At 72.7% G+C, this 15,686-nt stretch carries 15 protein-coding genes and 1 riboswitch; of the genes, 10 read left to right on the forward strand and 5 right to left on the reverse strand.

Annotation, left to right across the window (positions count from 1 at the left end; genetic code table 11):
• Positions 1–3: 3 nt before the first annotated feature.
• Entirely contained in the window at positions 4–1,740 is a 1,737-nt protein-coding gene (locus tag KBX26_RS12720; RefSeq protein ID WP_210865487.1) for a hypothetical protein, read from the forward strand.
• A 102-nt stretch (positions 1,741–1,842) separates the two neighbouring features.
• Here the strand turns inward: KBX26_RS12720 and KBX26_RS12725 are convergent, their stop codons facing one another.
• Positions 1,843–2,352: a peptide chain release factor 2 gene (locus KBX26_RS12725; protein WP_030335847.1), complete on the reverse strand. Its 510-nt coding sequence runs from the start codon at positions 2,350–2,352 to the stop codon at positions 1,843–1,845.
• A 100-nt stretch (positions 2,353–2,452) separates the two neighbouring features.
• Here KBX26_RS12725 and KBX26_RS12730 point away from each other — a divergent pair, with 100 nt between their 5' ends.
• The 4 genes from KBX26_RS12730 to KBX26_RS12745 are packed head-to-tail and all read left to right on the forward strand — an operon-like array spanning position 2,453 to position 5,174.
• Entirely contained in the window at positions 2,453–2,704 is a 252-nt protein-coding gene (locus KBX26_RS12730; RefSeq protein ID WP_030335845.1) for an acyl carrier protein, read from the forward strand.
• Positions 2,701–3,966, forward strand: a complete 1,266-nt coding sequence (locus KBX26_RS12735; RefSeq protein ID WP_210865488.1) for an AMP-binding protein — start codon at positions 2,701–2,703, stop codon at positions 3,964–3,966. The genes KBX26_RS12730 and KBX26_RS12735 overlap by 4 nt, the downstream gene beginning before the upstream one ends.
• Positions 3,959–4,714 carry an SDR family NAD(P)-dependent oxidoreductase gene (locus KBX26_RS12740; RefSeq protein WP_210865489.1) on the forward strand — a complete coding sequence of 252 codons (756 nt, stop codon included), beginning with the start codon at positions 3,959–3,961 and terminating at the stop codon, positions 4,712–4,714. Before KBX26_RS12735 ends, KBX26_RS12740 begins: the two co-directional genes overlap by 8 nt.
• Positions 4,698–5,174: a hypothetical protein gene (locus KBX26_RS12745; protein WP_245233725.1), complete on the forward strand. Its 477-nt coding sequence runs from the start codon at positions 4,698–4,700 to the stop codon at positions 5,172–5,174. The genes KBX26_RS12740 and KBX26_RS12745 overlap by 17 nt, the downstream gene beginning before the upstream one ends.
• Positions 5,175–5,242: 68 nt before the next feature.
• On the opposite strand, the gene pseI is transcribed toward KBX26_RS12745, so the two are convergent.
• On the reverse strand, positions 5,243–6,295 hold the full coding sequence (gene pseI, locus KBX26_RS12750) for a pseudaminic acid synthase (RefSeq protein ID WP_030335838.1): 1,053 nt from the start codon (positions 6,293–6,295) through the stop codon (positions 5,243–5,245).
• 121 nt (positions 6,296–6,416) lie between these two features.
• Positions 6,417–7,577 carry a glycosyltransferase gene (locus KBX26_RS12755; protein ID WP_081883988.1) on the reverse strand — a complete coding sequence of 387 codons (1,161 nt, stop codon included), beginning with the start codon at positions 7,575–7,577 and terminating at the stop codon, positions 6,417–6,419.
• Between the two features lie 287 nt (positions 7,578–7,864).
• Here KBX26_RS12755 and KBX26_RS12760 point away from each other — a divergent pair, with 287 nt between their 5' ends.
• From KBX26_RS12760 to KBX26_RS12775, 4 genes are all read left to right on the forward strand, one after another.
• Positions 7,865–9,094 carry an acyltransferase gene (locus KBX26_RS12760; RefSeq protein ID WP_247680557.1) on the forward strand — a complete coding sequence of 410 codons (1,230 nt, stop codon included), beginning with the start codon at positions 7,865–7,867 and terminating at the stop codon, positions 9,092–9,094.
• 92 nt (positions 9,095–9,186) lie between these two features.
• The gene (locus KBX26_RS12765) at positions 9,187–9,609 is read left to right on the forward strand and encodes a hypothetical protein (protein WP_051708760.1); all 423 of its coding nucleotides are present in this window, start codon (positions 9,187–9,189) and stop codon (positions 9,607–9,609) included.
• Between the two features lie 129 nt (positions 9,610–9,738).
• Positions 9,739–10,509: a hypothetical protein gene (locus tag KBX26_RS12770; RefSeq protein ID WP_030335828.1), complete on the forward strand. Its 771-nt coding sequence runs from the start codon at positions 9,739–9,741 to the stop codon at positions 10,507–10,509.
• A gap of 284 nt (positions 10,510–10,793) precedes the next feature.
• A riboswitch (cyclic di-AMP (ydaO/yuaA leader) is annotated at positions 10,794–10,935 on the forward strand.
• Between the two features lie 232 nt (positions 10,936–11,167).
• Entirely contained in the window at positions 11,168–12,016 is an 849-nt protein-coding gene (locus KBX26_RS12775) for a C39 family peptidase (RefSeq protein ID WP_030335825.1), read from the forward strand.
• A gap of 73 nt (positions 12,017–12,089) precedes the next feature.
• Here KBX26_RS12775 and KBX26_RS12780 read toward each other — a convergent pair whose 3' ends face one another.
• Positions 12,090–13,127 (reverse strand): hypothetical protein, encoded by a 1,038-nt coding sequence (locus KBX26_RS12780; protein ID WP_209444597.1) that lies wholly within the window; start codon positions 13,125–13,127, stop codon positions 12,090–12,092.
• Positions 13,128–13,263: 136 nt separating this feature from the next.
• Here KBX26_RS12780 and KBX26_RS12785 point away from each other — a divergent pair, with 136 nt between their 5' ends.
• Complete coding sequence (locus tag KBX26_RS12785) at positions 13,264–14,010, forward strand: alpha/beta fold hydrolase (RefSeq protein ID WP_030335822.1); 747 nt, start codon at positions 13,264–13,266, stop codon at positions 14,008–14,010.
• 4 nt (positions 14,011–14,014) lie between these two features.
• Here the strand turns inward: KBX26_RS12785 and KBX26_RS12790 are convergent, their stop codons facing one another.
• Complete coding sequence (locus tag KBX26_RS12790) at positions 14,015–15,685, reverse strand: CDP-glycerol glycerophosphotransferase family protein (RefSeq protein ID WP_030335820.1); 1,671 nt, start codon at positions 15,683–15,685, stop codon at positions 14,015–14,017.
• Position 15,686 lies beyond the last annotated feature (1 nt).

A 15,686-nucleotide genomic window follows, 5' to 3' on the forward strand; every position in this document is an offset into this window, starting at 1 on the left:
TTGATGGCACCCGGTAGTGACGTGATCGACCGGCCGGTGGTGGTGGCCGAGACGCCCAGCGGTTCGCCCGCCCGGCGGTGGCTGGTGCCGCTGGTGCTGCTGGCCGGGTGGGTGCTCAGCGTGGCCTGGCGGATGTGGTTGTCCCGGCACATCGTGCTGCCGATCGCCCACACCGACGAGGACAGCTACCTGAACACCGCCCGCGCGCTGGCCGGCGGACCGGGCGGCTTCAGCAGCGAGAACGATCTGCTGCGTCGGGTCGGCTACCCGATGCTGATCTCGCCGGCGTTCCTGGGGGACCGGGATTTCACCGACAGCTACCGGATCGTCCAGCTGATCAACGCGATGGTGAACTCGACGCTGCTGCCGTTGGCGTACCTGTTCGGTCGCCGACTGTTCCAGCTGCGCCGGTCGTACGCGCTGCTCGGCGCGGTCGCGGCGGCGACCCTGCCGGCGACCGCCTTCTACGCGGGCGTCGCCATGATCGACGCGGTGCTGGCACCGCTCGTGGTGGCCTGGCTGCTCGCCGTGCACCGCTGGATCGCACGACCCGGCCCGGTCGCCGCCGCCACCGTCGGCCTGCTGGTCGGTGGGTTCCATCTGCTGCACTCCCGTGGCCTGGTGATCGTGGCCGTGCACGCCGGACTGGTGCTGCTGCTGTTCGTCCGCCGCCGGATCAGCCCACCCGTGGTGCTCGCGGCGCTGCTGCCGGTCCTCGCCATGGCGCTCGTCAACGAGGCCGCCATCCGCCACCTCGGCGGCAGGGTCTACCTGCTCGGCAGCACCCCCGACGGCAGCACCTTCGAGGCGCTCGCCTCCGCCCAGGGGCTGGTCCGCACGAGCGCGGCGGTCACCACCCAGCTCTGGTACCTCGTGGTGATCACGTTCGGGATGGCCGGGGTGGCCTGGGCCGGTGCCGTGCGCGAGCTGTGGCGCCCCCGGCACGGCGACGCGGGCCGTTGGACGATGGGGGTGGCGCTGGTGGTGACCATCGGGGTGGCCGGTGGCGCGTCGGTCATCCTGTCCGGAGTCACCGGCAAGCCGTTGGACGCCATCTACGGCCGCTACGTGCAGATGCTGGCGCCGTTCTGGCTGCTGGTCGGCCTCGGGGTGCTGTTCACCGCCGGGTGGCGGGTGGTGCAGCGCCGGGCGGCCGTCGCGGTGGCGCTGCTGGTCGGTGGCGGTGCGCTGGTCGCCGCTCGACTCGCCTATGTGGCCAGCCAGGGCCACCGGTTGCGGTACGGCGGTTTCAGCGCGCCGGACCTGATGGCGTTGACCGGGGGCTGGCGGGAGCTGCGACCGGTGGTCGGTTCGCTGGTCGGCATCGCCGGCTGTGTGCTGCTGGTCGCCACGGTCCGGGTGCCCCGCCTGCGGCTGCCGATCCTCGGCGTCCTCGTGGCGGCCAACCTCGTCACGATGCAGGTGATCGACCAGCGGATCGTGCGGCCGACCGCCGAACGCACCCAGCCGACGCCCCGGGTGGCCGACGTCGGCGTACGCCCCGGTGAGCGGGTGTGGGCCTCGACCGGTGTGCAGTACATCCTCCGGTTCAACCTCAGCCACCAGGTGACCTGGACCGACGTGCGGTGGTTCGACGACGGGCGACCGCCGGCCGTGGCGCAGGTGGTCTTCGCCCGCTGGGCGCCCGGGCAGGCCGACGACTGGGACGGCACGGCGTACGGCTTCGTCCGGCTCGGCGGCAACCCGCAGCAGCACTGGGCGGCGTGGCGGCGGGTCTGATCCGCCAGGCCCCGGTGGACACCGCTGTCCGTGAACGGCGGATGTCCACCGGAAGCACTGTCGGTTAATGATTCCGGTCCATTGCGCGAAAGTGTCCGACAATCAGCGCTGGCGGCGATCCTCCCGAGCCAGGGAAATCGGGATGACGGTGATTTCCCGGCCGTCGGTCAGCTCCTGTTTCGGGGTGCCCTCGACGAATCGGAAACGCCGGTTCATCTGTCGTACGACGGTATTGTGGCCGAGCACCTCGCCGTCGAGCCGGTCCAGGTGCAGGCCGTCGAAGGCGTACTCGACGGCCTCCCGCATGACCCCCAGCCATGCGGGCAGCGTCTCATCCCGCCCGGCCAGCCCCTCGGCGTCGAGATAGAACCCCCACGCCCCGGTACGCGGGCCGTCCAGCCGCAGGTCGAAGAAGGTGACCACGCCGCAGGGGCGGTCGTCGCGCACGTACACCAGCACCCGTCGGGACGGGTCTTCGCGGACCGCCGACCACCACCGGGCGTGCTCCTCGGCGGTGATCTCGTGACTGGTCTTGCTGACCTGTCGATTGGTTTCCTGATTACGCCAGGACAACATCAGATGAACGTCGTCCGTCGTCGCTTCGCGCAGCACGTGCGTCTCGCTTTCCTAGCCGTTCACGTCGGGTGCCGGCACCTTACCCGGGCCTACCGGGAAATGGGATACGCATTCATTGGGTTGTAGACTGCGGCGCATGAACGAATTGAGTCGCGCGCAGATCCGCGACCTCATGGCTCAGGTGCTGAAAAACCAGGACAAGGAGCTGCCGGGCGACGACGCCGCCCAGTTGCGGGAGATCGGCTTCCGGTCGCTCGACTTCTCCGAGCTGGCGCTGCGGGTGGAGGACGAGACGGGGGAGGAGCTCAACTTCGACGCCCCCGGGCTGCGTCGCATCGCCACCGTCGGGGACGTCCTCGACTTCCTCGTCGAGTTGCAACACCAGTGACCGTCGCGACGTCGCGCCACAGCGCCCCCGCGCCCGCGGAGCCGGCCGGTGTGGACAACCGGCTCGTCGTCGGTGGCGCCGCGCTGACCTGGCGGTCGCTGCCGACCCCCACACTGCCCGACCCGGCGGCGGTGCTCGCCCACTCGGCGGTGCACGCGCTCACCGCGGCGCGGCAGCACGCCGTGCACGGCACCGAGCTTCTGCTCAGCACCGCGAGCCGGGTCGACGCGGCGCTGCGTACGGAGCTGCTGGAAGCCGGGTTCACCGTCGGCGTCCTCGACGACGACGGCGTGCACCCGGGCGCACCGGCCCGGCCGCGAGCCGCCGAGCCGGGCCGGCTCTGGCTGCTGACCTCGGGCTCCACCGGGCGTCCGAAGCGGGTCGGGCACACGCTCGACACGCTGACCACCGTGCGGGTCGACCAGCCCGGCCGGACCTGGCTGTGCCCGTACGCCCCCGGCACGTACGCCTGGTGGCAGGTGGTCACCCTGTCGTTGACCCAGCCGGGCCAGCACCTCGTGGTGGTCGAGCCCGACGAGTTGGACGACTGGCCCGGTGTCGCCGCCGCGCACGGGGTCGACGCGGCCTCGGGCACCCCGACCTTCTGGCGGCGCACCCTCTACCGCGACGCCGAGGCGCTGGCCCGGGTGCCGCTGCGCCAGATCACCCTCGGCGGTGAGCCGGTGGACCAGGCGATCCTGGACCAGCTGCGGGAGGTCTTCCCGGCGGCCCGGGTGTCCTGGATCTACGCGTCCTCGGAGGTGGGGGCGTCCATTGTGGTGCACGACGGGCGGGCCGGGTTCCCGGTCGACTGGCTGGACCGGGACACCCCGGGCCGACCGACGCTCTCCGTCGTCGACGACGAGCTGGTGGTCACCTCCCCGTACCACGGTGCCGGTCTCGCCGGCCCGGTCCGCACCGGCGACCGTGTGCAGGTGCTCGACGGCCGGGTGCTGATCACCGGCCGACTGGACTCCGACGAGATCAACGTCGGTGGCAGCAAGGTCTCCGCCGGCATGGTCCGCGGCGTGCTCGCCGGTCATCCGGCGGTGGCCTGGGCCCGGGTGACCGGCCGCCGGGCCCCGGTGCTCGGGCGGATGGTGGTCGCCGAGGTGGTCCTCGCCCCCGCCGCCAGCGGTGTGCCGGACGAGGCCGCGCTGGTCCGCTGGTGCGCCGACCGGCTTCCCGAGCACGCGGTGCCGCGCCGCATCCGCGTCCTGACCGACATTCCCGTCAAGGAGACCCTGAAGAGCGATGTCTGAGCCCGCCGACACCCAGCTCGTCCCACCCAGCTCCGTGGTTCTCGTCTCCGGCGGGTCCCGTGGCCTGGGCCTGGCCATCGTCACCGACCTGCTCGACGCGGGCGTACGGGTGGCCGCGTTCGCCCGCACCCTCACCCCGGAGCTGGAGAAGCTCGCCGCCGAGCACCCCGACCGGGTGCACGTCGGCGCGGTGGACGTCACCGACCTGCGGGCCGCGCAGAGCTTCATCCGCGAGGTGGAGCAGCACCTCGGCCCGATCGACGGCATCGTCAACAACGCCGCGATGGGGCAGGACTCCCTGCACGCGCACACCGCCACCGACGACATCGCCCGGATCATCGAGACCAACCTGACGGCCCCGCTGCAGCTGACCCGGCTGGTGATCCGCCGGATGCTCGCCAAGGGGCTGCGCGGGCGGATCGTCAACATCACCTCGATCTGCGGGCAGCGCGGTTTCCCCGGCCTCGTCGCCTACTCGGCCACCAAGGGCGGCATGGACGCGGCCACCCGCTCGCTGGCCCGGGAACTGGGCGGCCGGATGCTGGTCAACTCCGTCGCGCCCGGCTTCTTCGCCTCGGAGATGTCCGCGGTGCTCGGTCCGACCCAACTCGACCAGATCGTGCGCCGTACCCCGACCGGTCACCTGACCGAACCGGCGGAGGTCACCCCGGTGGTGCGGATGCTGCTGCGGGAACACACGAACATCAACGGCCAGGTCATCGTGGTGGACGGTGCCGCCTCCGTCTGACCTGCGACCGGTTCTGGGGCCGGCGCGGCACGGCGACGTCGCCGTGCCGCGTCCGGTGCCGGGGCTGCTCGCCGCCGCCGAGCAGCATCTGCGGATCGGGTCACCGGCCACGATGGCCGACGCGGTGACCCGTAGTCACGTCGACGATGGACGGTGCGTCGGCTGGTACGGCCCACCGGTGCCCGGCTGGCGGGTGGCCATCGACGCGGAGCGGGCGGACGCCCCGGTGCCCCCGGCGCTGGCCCGCCGCTTCGGCACCGGTGACTTCTGGGCCCGCTGGACCCGGGCCGAGTGCTGCTGCAAGCTGGCCGACGTGCCGATAACGCTCTGGTGGCGCCGACACGGCCTGACCATCCCGTCCGACGGCGCCGCCCTCTGGCGAACCCTCCGCCCGCAGAACCTGGTCATCACCGTCGGCTTCGCCCCCACCCTCCCGCCCTCGCGATCTTGCACTTTCTGACGCCGAATGGCGGCTGATGCGCCTTTCGTCGGGACAGTAACTGCAAGATCGCGGGGGTGGGGGCGGGGTTAGATGAGGTTCCAGGTGAGGGGGGTCCCTCGGGGGACGTCGGTGGTGAAGGTGCGGCCGAGGACCCGGTCGATCTCCACCGGGGGCAGGCCGCCGGCTGGGCGGATCGAGCGGACGTTGTGCGCGGTCACCGGGTCACCGGCCCGGACGTCCTCGACCACGAAGAGCGACCGGCGGAACCGCAGCCCCTCCCGCTCGGCGGGGGTCGGGCCGATCGCGGTGCCGCCCAGGGCCGCGTACGCGCGGCCGGACTCGGCGACCAGGGCCGAAAGCTCCGCCGGGTTCAGGGAGAAGTCCGAGTCCACGCCACCGTCGGCCCGGTCCAGCGTCACGTGCTTCTCGATGAAGCAGGCGCCGAGCGCCACCGAGGCGACCGCGACCCCGATGCCGGGCGTGTGGTCGGAGAGCCCCACCGGCACGTCGAACGCACCGGCCAGCACCGGCAGCCGGCGCAGGTTGCTGTCGGCCGCCGGCGCCGGATAGGACGCGGTGCAGGCCAGCAGGATGATGCCCGCCGCGCCACCGGCGCGGGCGGCGCGCACGGCGGCGTCGATCTCGGCGACCGTCGCCATTCCTGTCGAGATCACCATGGGCTTGCCGGTGCTGGCCACCAGTCGGATCAGCGGCAGGTCGACCAGCTCCGACGAGGCGATCTTGTACGCGGGCGCGTCCAGCGACTCCAGCAACTGCACAGCGGTCGCGTCGAACGGTGACGAGAAGACGGTCAGGCCACGCTCGCGGGCCCGTTCGAAGATCGGGGCGTGCCACTCGTACGGGGTGTGCGCGCGCTCGTAGAGGCGGTACAGGTTCTCCCCGCCCCACAGCTCGTGCCCACTGGAGATCCGGAACGCCGGCGTGTCGACGTCGATGGTGATGGTGTCCGGCCGGTACGTCTGGAGCTTCAGTGCGTGCGCCCCGCTGTCGGCCACCGCGTCGACGATGGCCAGCGCCCGATTCAGATCGCCGTTGTGGTTGCCGGACATCTCGGCGACCACGAACGGTCGCTCACCGGCACCGACCGCGTGCGGTCCGATCTTGATTGTCGCCGTCATTCCGACCTCTGCTCAGGTACGCCCGCACCGGAGTGCGGTGGTGCTGTCGTCGTCCACCCGGCGGGCGGACGACCTGGAAAACCACGGTGCCGGGTGCCGCCTCGGGGTGCGGTGGGGTCGATCACGTCAGCCGGCCGCCGGCCAGCGCGTCACGGCGCTCCGGGGTGGGCGCACCACTGCGTGTCGGCGCGTTGTCCGCCCGTCGGCCCGGTTCCTCGTCGACGGCTGGCGAACCGCCGTCGGCAGCCGCCGGGCCCGGCCGACGCAGCCGACCGGCGACCCGGTGGGCCTGGCGCAGCGCCGAGTACGCCAACCAGTCACCCCGCCCGACGAGGCGGTGCTTGAGTCCCGTCGCGCCGGGGGGCAGCGGGTAGCCGCCGGTGGGCAGGTACCGGCGGTAGTGCGCGGCGGCCCGGTGGAAGAAGTCGCGCCGCAGGTGCGGGTGCAGCCGGCCGTCGTTGCCCACCACCACCAGGTAGTGGCTGATCATCAGCTCGAAGAGTTCGGCCTGCAACCGCTCGTCCGGGTGTTTCCGGGCCACCCAGTCCATCAGCCGCTCGTACTGGTCGAAGGCGTCGAAGTGCCGGCCGCTGCGGGTGGAGGTGATCGCGCCCTGGCGGCCCTGCCGGTAGAGGTAGCAGACCCGGTCCAGCACGGAGATCTTCTCGGCCCCGATCAGCAGCGGGTGGCTGAACGGGATGTCCTCGTACCAGCCGGGGAAGAAGCGCAGCTCCAACTCGTCCATGAAGCCCCGCCGGACCACCTTGTTCCAGGCGGTGTGCTGCACCCGCAGCAGGCGCGGCTGGTCGGCCAGCCGGGTGACGCCGGTGATCCCGCGCAGCAGCGGGCTGCTCGCGTCGACCTCCCGCCGGCCGTCCTCGTGCACCCGCAGGTGGTCGAGCATCAGCACGTCGGGCTGGTGCTGGCGCAGCCGGTCCAGCACCGCCGCGATGGTGCCCGGCGGCAACCAGTCGTCGCTGTCGACGAACCAGACGTACCGGCCGCTGGCCACGTCGAGCCCCGCGTTGCGGGCCAGCCCCAGGCCCACGTTGCTGCTCAGATGCACGACGCGGACGCCGTCGCGACCGGCCGCGTACGCGCGGAGCATGTCGCCGCAGCCGTCCGGGGAGGCGTCGTCGACGGCGATCAGCTCGACCGCGTCCGACTCGCCCGCCGGGATGTCGGCCCGGATCGACTCAAGGCACTGGTACAGGTACGCCTCGACGCCGTACACGGGCACGACGATGCTCAGCAGCGGTGCGTGCGTCGGCTCATTGACCACGCCCGCCACCTTCGACGACCCGGGTGGCCGGCCCCGGAACCTGACGTTGCCGCCGATGGTGGAGTCTCTGAACTCCCGGGCAGCGGAAGGTTAACGCCGACTGGCGGGCGGTGCCGTGGCGCGGAAAACGGCGGGTGGGACGCGTCCGGTTCACCCAGGAGTGACCCGGTAGGGTGCCTCGGTGCGGCCCTGCCGGGCCGTCGCGGGCGTCGCCGTCGCGCCGTCCGACGCCGCGCCGAGGAGGCTACGACAGTGCTGGTGACCCCGCCGAGCGCCGGGATCCCGGCATGACGAGCGTCGCCGCGACGTCGGCCGCCCCACCCGCACCCGCCCTGCCCCGGCTGCCGTCGCTGACCGGGCTGCGCTGGATCGCCGCCCTGCTGGTCTTCGGCTTCCACGCGGGCACCATGCGGATCATCGCCGAGCCGGACTACAAGGCCGTGGTCGATGCCCTGTTCACCCTGGGCCTCTCCGGGGTGCAGTTCTTCTTCATCCTCAGTGGTTTCGTGCTGGTCTGGTCGGCCCGGCCGGGTGACTCCCGGCGGACCTTCTGGCGGCGGCGGGTCGCCAAGATCTACCCGAACCACCTGGTGCTGTGGGCGGCGACGCTGGTGGTCGCCTGGTGGTTCGCCGACCCGGTCCTGCCGGCGGCCGCGCTGGAGAACCTGCTCCTGCTGCAGGCCTGGGACCCCCGACCCGGCTGGTTCTACAGCATCAACACGGTCAGCTGGTCGCTCTCCTGCGAGTTCTTCTTCTACCTCTGCCTGCCGCTCGCCCTGCCGTTGCTGCGCCGGGCCCGGCCGAAGCTGCTCTGGGCGCTGATCGTCGCGCTGCCGCTGCTGATCCTCGCGCTGTGGCCGGCGCAGGAGTTGGTGCCGGAGGTGAGTCGGTGGTGGTTCACCCAGATCTTCCCGCCGGTCCGGTCGCTGGAGTTCTGGTTGGGCGCGGTGGCCGCCGAGCTGATGCGCCGAGGGCTCTGGCGCGGGCCGGGTCTGGCCGCGGCCAGCGCGATCTTCGTGGTCACCTGGGTGGCGGCCGCGCAGTGGATCCGCGCCGAGTTGTGGACCACGTTGCTCGCCGTCGCGTACCTGTTGGTGATCACCGCTGCCGCTGACGCGGACGTGCGGGGTCGGCGCTCGCCGTGGCGTTCCCGGCCGTTGATCTGGCTCGGTGAGGTCTCGTTCGCCTTCTATCTGGTGCACGTGCTGGTGATGACGAGCGTGCTGCGCTGGAGCGGGGACTGGGGGACCGGCTTCGCGGGCTGGCGTGGGCCCGCCGTGGTGCTCGGCTTCCTGGTGGCGAACCTGATCCTCGCCGGGCTGCTGCACCGCTTCGTCGAGACCCCGATGATGCGCCGGCTCGCACCGCGCCGTCCGGCCCGGCCGGCGCCCGTCCCCCGGCAACGCGCGGCCGGTGCCCCGACCGCCGGTGACGGCGACGCCGAGGGCGGGGCCGCGGGGGCCGCCGACGAGGTCGGTTTGGCCAACGGCCGATCACCGTACGCCGACCGGCGCTGACAGCGTCCACCCTGGTCAAACGGGTCGGCGCGGCGCGATCCGACACGCCCGTGGTCGGTGCGCCCGCCTCGGCGTGACGGTAGCGTGGGGATGTGCTTCCGGTCGCGTTCACCTGTCCGCTGTGGTGGGTGGCGCGCTGGGCGACGCGGGTGCTGACCAGCCTCGCCGTCGTCGCGGCCCTGGCGCTCGGCGCAGGCCCGGCCACGGCCGCCGCGTCGACGCCCAGCCCGGTGCCACCGTCGAGCGTGGTGTCGGCCTCCGTCGCCGCCGGGCCGCTGGCGGCCTCCGGTCGGCACGTCGGGGCGCACGCTGCGGCGCGCCCGGCAGCGGCGATCCCACCGGACGCCGTCGAGGAGGGCGTTCCCGCCTGGGCCGTCGACTCGCCCGGGGCGCTCCCCGAGGAGCACTGCGTCACCGCGACCGGCGTGCTTCCGGTCCGCGCGGCGGAGTCCGACCGGCTGCCCCTCGTCGACAGTGCGAGCGGTCGGGCCTGCCGGGCCCCACCCCGGCGCTGAGCCACCGGGACGATCGTCCCGCCGCCGCGCCTGTCGCCCCACCCGCTTCCCACCCGCCGACCGGTGGCCCGCCGTGGCCCGCCGGCCGGTGTGGCCCCATCGCACTGCTCTCTCCCCGAGGTGCCGACCATGGAGACCGCCGTCTTCTACCAGTTCGTGACCGAGGTGCCGCGAGCCGCCGCCATCTGGTCGACCCTGGTCCTGCTGACCCTGGGCCTGCTCACCGTGCTGGCCGCCCGCCCCGAACGGGACCGGCCCGCCGACGACCCGCTCCCGGCAGCGCCCACCGCCCGGGAGGTGGCCGCCGCCGAGGCTGCCGACCTGCGCCGCTACGCCGAGGAGGTGGCCGTCGCCGCGGCCGGCGCGGCGACGACAGCCAGGCGGAGACGTGCCGCCTGGCTGAGCGCCCAGGAGCAGATGGAGCGGGCCTGGACCGGGTACGACGCGGCGGACACCGCCGCGCGTCGCTTCGCGGGCGCCGGGGCGCTGCCCACCCCACGGACCCCGCACACCCCCGCCGAGTACGCGGCCCGGGAGCGCTATCTGCACCGGGCGGCGATGGCGGCGTACTGGCGGGGTGACCTGAGCATGGTGCAGCTCGGTGACGTGTTCGGGCACCGGCACGGCTGGGATCCCCGACGCCACCCGGTCGAGCAGGAGGTGTTGATCAGCCGGGTGGTCCGGGATGCGCGGCTGGCCGACTACCAGGCGGCCGCCGTCCGTGAGCGGGCCGCCTGGCGTGACGCGGAGCTGGCCGCCGAGTCGGCTCGTACCCTCGCCGAGGAGGCGTACGCGGCGGCGGCCCGGCTGCGCCCGCACCCGGTGGCCGCCCGCCGGACGGTGGCGGGGGCGTTGCGCCCGGCCGTCGTGGCACGGTGGCGACCGGCCCGGGCGGGTTGAGCCCGATCTGTGATGTGAGGCCGGTCACGCAATTGTGAAATCGGACGTCCGGCACGAGCCGCGCCATTGTTCCCGCGATTATGGTCGCGTTCTTCGTCGCCTGTCCGGTTGTCGCCCGCAGGCGCGCCCGTAACCGGTTGTCCCATCGAGTCACATCATCGGCAATACGCGCAGAAATTGCCTCGCCGATTGAGGTTTACGCAGGTGAACCCGGCTTGGCAGGGCGCGGAGCCGCCAGTACTGTCGTCCTGTCCGATGCGGTAACCGATCGCAAGACGCGACGCCGCATCGACCCGCTTAATCGTGATCAACGAACCGGGGACCCATCAGTAAGTCCGGGGTGAATCCGCGAGCCACGGCCCGCGGTAGGGCGATCTTCCCGCCCGAATCCGTCAGCTAACCCGGTAGGCGGTGTCGGAAGGAGTCCCATCCTCGTGCAGCACCTTTCCACCCCTCGGTTGTTCCCTCGCCTCCACGGCGCGGCGGTGCACCCGCTCATTCGTCCAGTGACGGTGAGCTGACCCCCCGGGTCATCGCCTTCCCCGCCCGGCCACGCCGGGCGTTCCCCTGAGCGGTTCACCATCCGCGGACCACGGTCCGCGCGCTGGCGCCTGCCCGGATACCGGTCCGGCCCGGTGTGCCGCTCTCCCCCCGATCCGTGGAGGACCCCGTGAAGCACACCCTGCAGCGTCAGCTCCGCCGCCTCGCCACCGAGCGCCCGTACCAGATCGTTGTCGCCTCCGCCGCGGCTCTCGCCATCGCCACCACCGGCGGTGCCCTCCTCACCACCGCCGACGACGCCCCGGCCGACCAGCGCACCGCGACCACCGTCGCCGAGATGCGCAGCGACGTCGCCGCCTCCCGTGGCGACGTTCGGGACGCGTCCCCCTCGGCCAGCGCCGCGCCGACCACCGCCGCGCCGGCCACCAGCGCCGCGTCCCCCGCCGCGAAGGCCAAGAGCAACCCCGACCTCACCCGTAAGCCGACGCCCCCGAAGCCGCCCGCGACCAAGGTGCTCGACTACGACTACGAGGCGCAGAACACCTACTACAACTGCGGCCCGGCGGCCACCCGCAACGCGCTCAGCGCCGCCGGCATCGACCGCACCCAGGAGGAGCTCGGCGCCGAGCTGGGCACCACCGAGATGGGCACCAACTCGGCCGAGGACACCACCCGGGTGCTCAACGCCGAGGTGAAGGGCTCCCCGTACCGGACTCGGATGTTCCCCAGCGCGCCCAGCCCGGCGCAGATGGACCGCCTCCAGGCCGACGTGGTGAAGGCCATCACCGACGGCCGGGGCGTGGTGGCCAACGTCGTCGGGGACGCCACCGACACCGACGGCGGCTGGCACTCCTACGGCGGCGGGCACTACATCGCCGTCGTGGGCTACAAGGACAACGGTCGCACCGTGCGGATCGCCGACTCGGCCAACGCGGCCGACCCGTCGTACTGGATCACCACCATCGACCTGGCCAACTGGATCACCAGCCGGGGCTACTCCGCCTGACCCGGGCACGCCGAGGACCGCGGGCGTCGTCCCCCACAAGGGGCCGGCGCCCGCGGCGTCTTCGGCGGTGCGGTCAGTAGGTGATGAAGCCGTACAACGCCTTGTGGTTCGACTTCGTCCCGACCACGGTGTGGTCGACGGCGGACGACTGCACACTGCCCCTGACGAACAAGTAGTCGATCTTGCTGGAACCGTTGGTGGCCGCCGACCCGTACCCGGTCATGCCGTAGCCGCTGAGCGTGCCGGGGGCGATGCCGGTGCGGTTCGCGTCGATGCCCACCACGCGGATCGTCGACGCGTTCAGCAGCGTGGTCGCGTCCGCACCGAGGTGGATGCCGCTGTTGGCGATGCCCCGGTCGCCGTCACCGGCGCAGGCGTTCTGCCGGTTCTCCTGCGGCAGGTGCATCGTCGCGGCGAACACGCTGGTGCCGGTCGCCTTGATGGTGAAGCGCGCCGCGATCGCGCTGGTCCGCTTCCACTTGTAGTAGTCGGTGCTGTCCGGGTCACTGTTCGGCGGCTTGTACAGCGTGCACCCGGCGCCGTTCGCGTACGCCGTGCCCGGCTTGAGCCAACCCGCGCTCCAGTACTTCGAGATGTCGCCACTGGCGAGGTTGAGCGTGCGCTTGTTCCAGAGGATGGCGTTGGTCTGCTTCTTCTTCAGGTCGCCGAGCGACTGCGAGCTGCACTTGTGCGTGCTGCCCCACGGCTCCGGGTCGTCCCACGCCACGATCGCCCCGTAGCTGCCCGCCGGGTAGCCGAACTTCGCCGACAGCTGGTCGGCGTACGCCTCGGCCTGGCCGGTGCCGCGCACCTGCTGCACGATCAGGATGTCGGGCGCCACCACGCCGCTGGTGCCCGTGCGACCGGCGTCGTCGACCAGGATCGAGGTCAGGTGGTCCGGTCCGGAGATCCGGGTGCAGCTCCCGTCGGAGTTGTTCACCACCAGGTTCTCGATGTTGTTGTTGTAGACCCGCAGCACCCGGTCGGCCGCCGTGACCGCTGCGCCGTTCGGTGCGGCCACGTCCGATGGCGTCGCGGACGCCCGGTGCGGTACGCCGAGCGTGACGGCTGCCAGTGCCGCGACCAGCGCCGACCCGTACATCCTGTACACAGTGGCTCCCCTCGGGACGGAATCGACAGGTGGCTCTGTCCGTCCGGCCCGGAACTCTACAGTGGATCATTCTTTGGTGGGGGCGGCGTGGATGACGGCTCTCGTACCAGGCCGTGAACCGTGGGAGACTGCGGCCGTGGTGGATGAATCGGGTGGTCAAGCCGGTCGCGGGCGGGTCCTGCTGCTCCTGCACGGGATGGGCACGACCGGGGACGTCTGGTTGCCGTGGGCGCCTCTGCTGGAGCAGCGCTGGGCGGGGCGGTGGCTGGCACCGGACCTCGCCGGCCACGGCTGGGCGGCACCGCTTCAGTCGTACACGTTCGCGGGGTTCGCCGACCGGATAGCGCGCGGCCTGGCGCCCGGCGACCGGCTCGTCGTGCTCGGACATTCGCTGGGCGGGGTGGTCGGCCTCGCGCTGGCCGCCCGCGCCGCCGGTACGCCGGTGGACGCCGTGGTCGGGTTGGGCATCAAGGCCGTCTGGTCACCCGACGAGCTGACCCGCGCCGCCGACCTCGCCGCCCGCCCGATCAGTTGGTTCGCGACCCGCGCCGAGGCGGCGCGCCGCTACCTGCGGGTCTCCGGGCTGGCCGGCCTGGTGCCGCCGGACGACCCGGTGGTGGACGCCGGGCTGCGCCAGGTCGACGGCCGGTGGCGCCTCGCCATGGACCCGACCGCGTTCGCCGTCGGCGAGCCCGACCTGGCCGCGCTGCTGGCGGCGACCGACGCGCCGGTCGTGCTGGCGCGCGGGGAGCACGATCCGATGGTCACCGACGAACAGCTCAAGGAGTACGGCGTGCCGGTGGCCACCCTGCCCGGCCTCGGCCACAACGCGCACGTGGAGGACCCGGCGGCCGTGCTGGCGCTGCTCGACCCGTACCGCTGAGCGGCTATGCCGGGGTGGACGCGGTGAGCGTCTCGGCCGGTGCCAGCTCGCGCCGGGCGGCTGCCAGGAACGCCTCGGCGTACGACTCGGCGGGGAAGTCACCCAGGTAGCGGCGGCGGGTGGCCCAGCGGGCCTCGGCCAACGGGTCGGTGTCCAGCAGTGCGGTGAGCACGTCGTCCACGTTGGACATGTCCCGGCGCAGCACGTAACCGGACCCGGCCAACGGGAAGCGCTCCACGAACCGCTCGCCCTCGCCACCCATGTCGGTGACCGCGTACGGCTTCCCGGAGTAGAGGAAGTCGGAGATCACGCCGGACACGTCGGAGACCAGCGCGTCGGAGGAGTTGACGCACTCGGTGAGGCTCAGCTCCCGAGCCGCCGCGCCGACCACGTGCTGGCGGCCGGTGCGCGCCCGGTCGACGACGAGCAGTTCGGTGAGGCGGCCCAGCTGACGGGCCGACGCCGGGTTCTGCGCGGTGTACGGGTGGGCCCGCAGGATCACCGTCGCGCCGCGCTCCAGCAGCCGCTGCAGCAGCCTCTCCGCCACCGGCAGCGAGCAGTAGTCGGCGTCGGCGTGGTGCCCGGTCCAGGTCGGGGTGTACAGCACCGTGGGGTGTGCCAACCCGCGCGCCGGCTCCGCGCGTACCTCGATCGACTCGACCTGTGGGCGACCCACCACCACGAACTTGTCCGCCGGGATCTGCACCCCGGCGCGGGCGTACCTGTCGATCGCCGCCTGCCCGGCCACGAAGATCCGGTCGAAGATCCCCGACACCGGGTTGGCGCTCGGCGCCTTGTCGCTGTCGCCGTGGTGCAGCTGGACGTGGGTGAGCTGGGTGAAGCGGACACAGTGGCTGTTCTTCGCCCCGTGGTTGACGTAGAACGCCACCCGCAGGCTCGGCACCAACGCCTCGTCCATCGCCCCCAGGGTGGGGCAGTAGACGACCGGCGCGTCGGTTGCCGCCGCGATCGGGGCCAGGAACTCTGGTTCGCGCACCACGACCAGGAACGGTCGGCCGATCCGTTCCAGGTACGGCAGCCACATGGTGACCTGGTATTCCGACCCGGGAGGTGCGGAGAAGTAGAGCAGGAACTCCGGGCGGTGCCGGCGCAGCGCGGCGGCCACCGGCCCACCGCCGGCCCGCGGCCGGAACCGTCGCCGGGCCAGGTCCAGTGCGACAGCACCGGCGCCCGCCCCGACCAGCAGGCTGGCGGCCAGCGCCACCCCGGCCGGCAGGGCGAGCGCGGCGGCGAGCGCCAGGGCGGCGAGCAGCCCGAGCAGCGCCGTGCCGAGCTGGTTGGCGACCAGCGGCGTCCAGGCGCGGACCGGCAGGTTGGCCGCCCGGATCTCCAGACTGCCGGCGGTGCGCAGCGGACCCACCAGCAGCACCAGCCCCAGCAGGACCAGCCCGGTGACGACCAGTGCGACGTTGAGCCCGTCGTCCAGCCGCCGGGCGTAGCCGACCAGGATCGCCGCGGCGATCAACGTGGTCTCCGCCACCAGGTCGGCGCCGGGCCGGATCCGCTGCTCGGCGGCCGTGGCGGCCAGCGCGGCGACGGCCAGTGCCAGCCCCCAGCCGGTGGCACCCGTGAGTGCCAGCACGACAAAGGCCAGCACGGCCAACCCGATGGTCAGGCACCGGGCGGCCAGCTTTCGGACCAGGTCGCCGCGCATG

The sequence above is a fragment of the Micromonospora sp. C97 genome (assembly GCF_018070385.1).
In the GTDB taxonomy this organism is placed as follows: domain Bacteria; phylum Actinomycetota; class Actinomycetes; order Mycobacteriales; family Micromonosporaceae; genus Micromonospora; species Micromonospora parva.

What these genes read in the sequence shown, in the direction of transcription:
- KBX26_RS12720 (WP_210865487.1), top strand. Translation starts at nt 4, where the DNA reads ATGGCACCCGGTAGTGACGTGATCGACCGGCCGGTGGTGGTGGCCGAG.
- KBX26_RS12730 (WP_030335845.1), top strand. Translation starts at nt 2,453, where the DNA reads ATGAACGAATTGAGTCGCGCGCAGATCCGCGACCTCATGGCTCAGGTG.
- KBX26_RS12740 (WP_210865489.1), top strand. Translation starts at nt 3,959, where the DNA reads ATGTCTGAGCCCGCCGACACCCAGCTCGTCCCACCCAGCTCCGTGGTT.
- pseI (WP_030335838.1), bottom strand. Translation starts at nt 6,295, where the DNA reads ATGACGGCGACAATCAAGATCGGACCGCACGCGGTCGGTGCCGGTGAG.
- KBX26_RS12760 (WP_247680557.1), top strand. Translation starts at nt 7,865, where the DNA reads ATGACGAGCGTCGCCGCGACGTCGGCCGCCCCACCCGCACCCGCCCTG.
- KBX26_RS12770 (WP_030335828.1), top strand. Translation starts at nt 9,739, where the DNA reads ATGGAGACCGCCGTCTTCTACCAGTTCGTGACCGAGGTGCCGCGAGCC.
- KBX26_RS12790 (WP_030335820.1), bottom strand. Translation starts at nt 15,685, where the DNA reads ATGCGCGGCGACCTGGTCCGAAAGCTGGCCGCCCGGTGCCTGACCATC.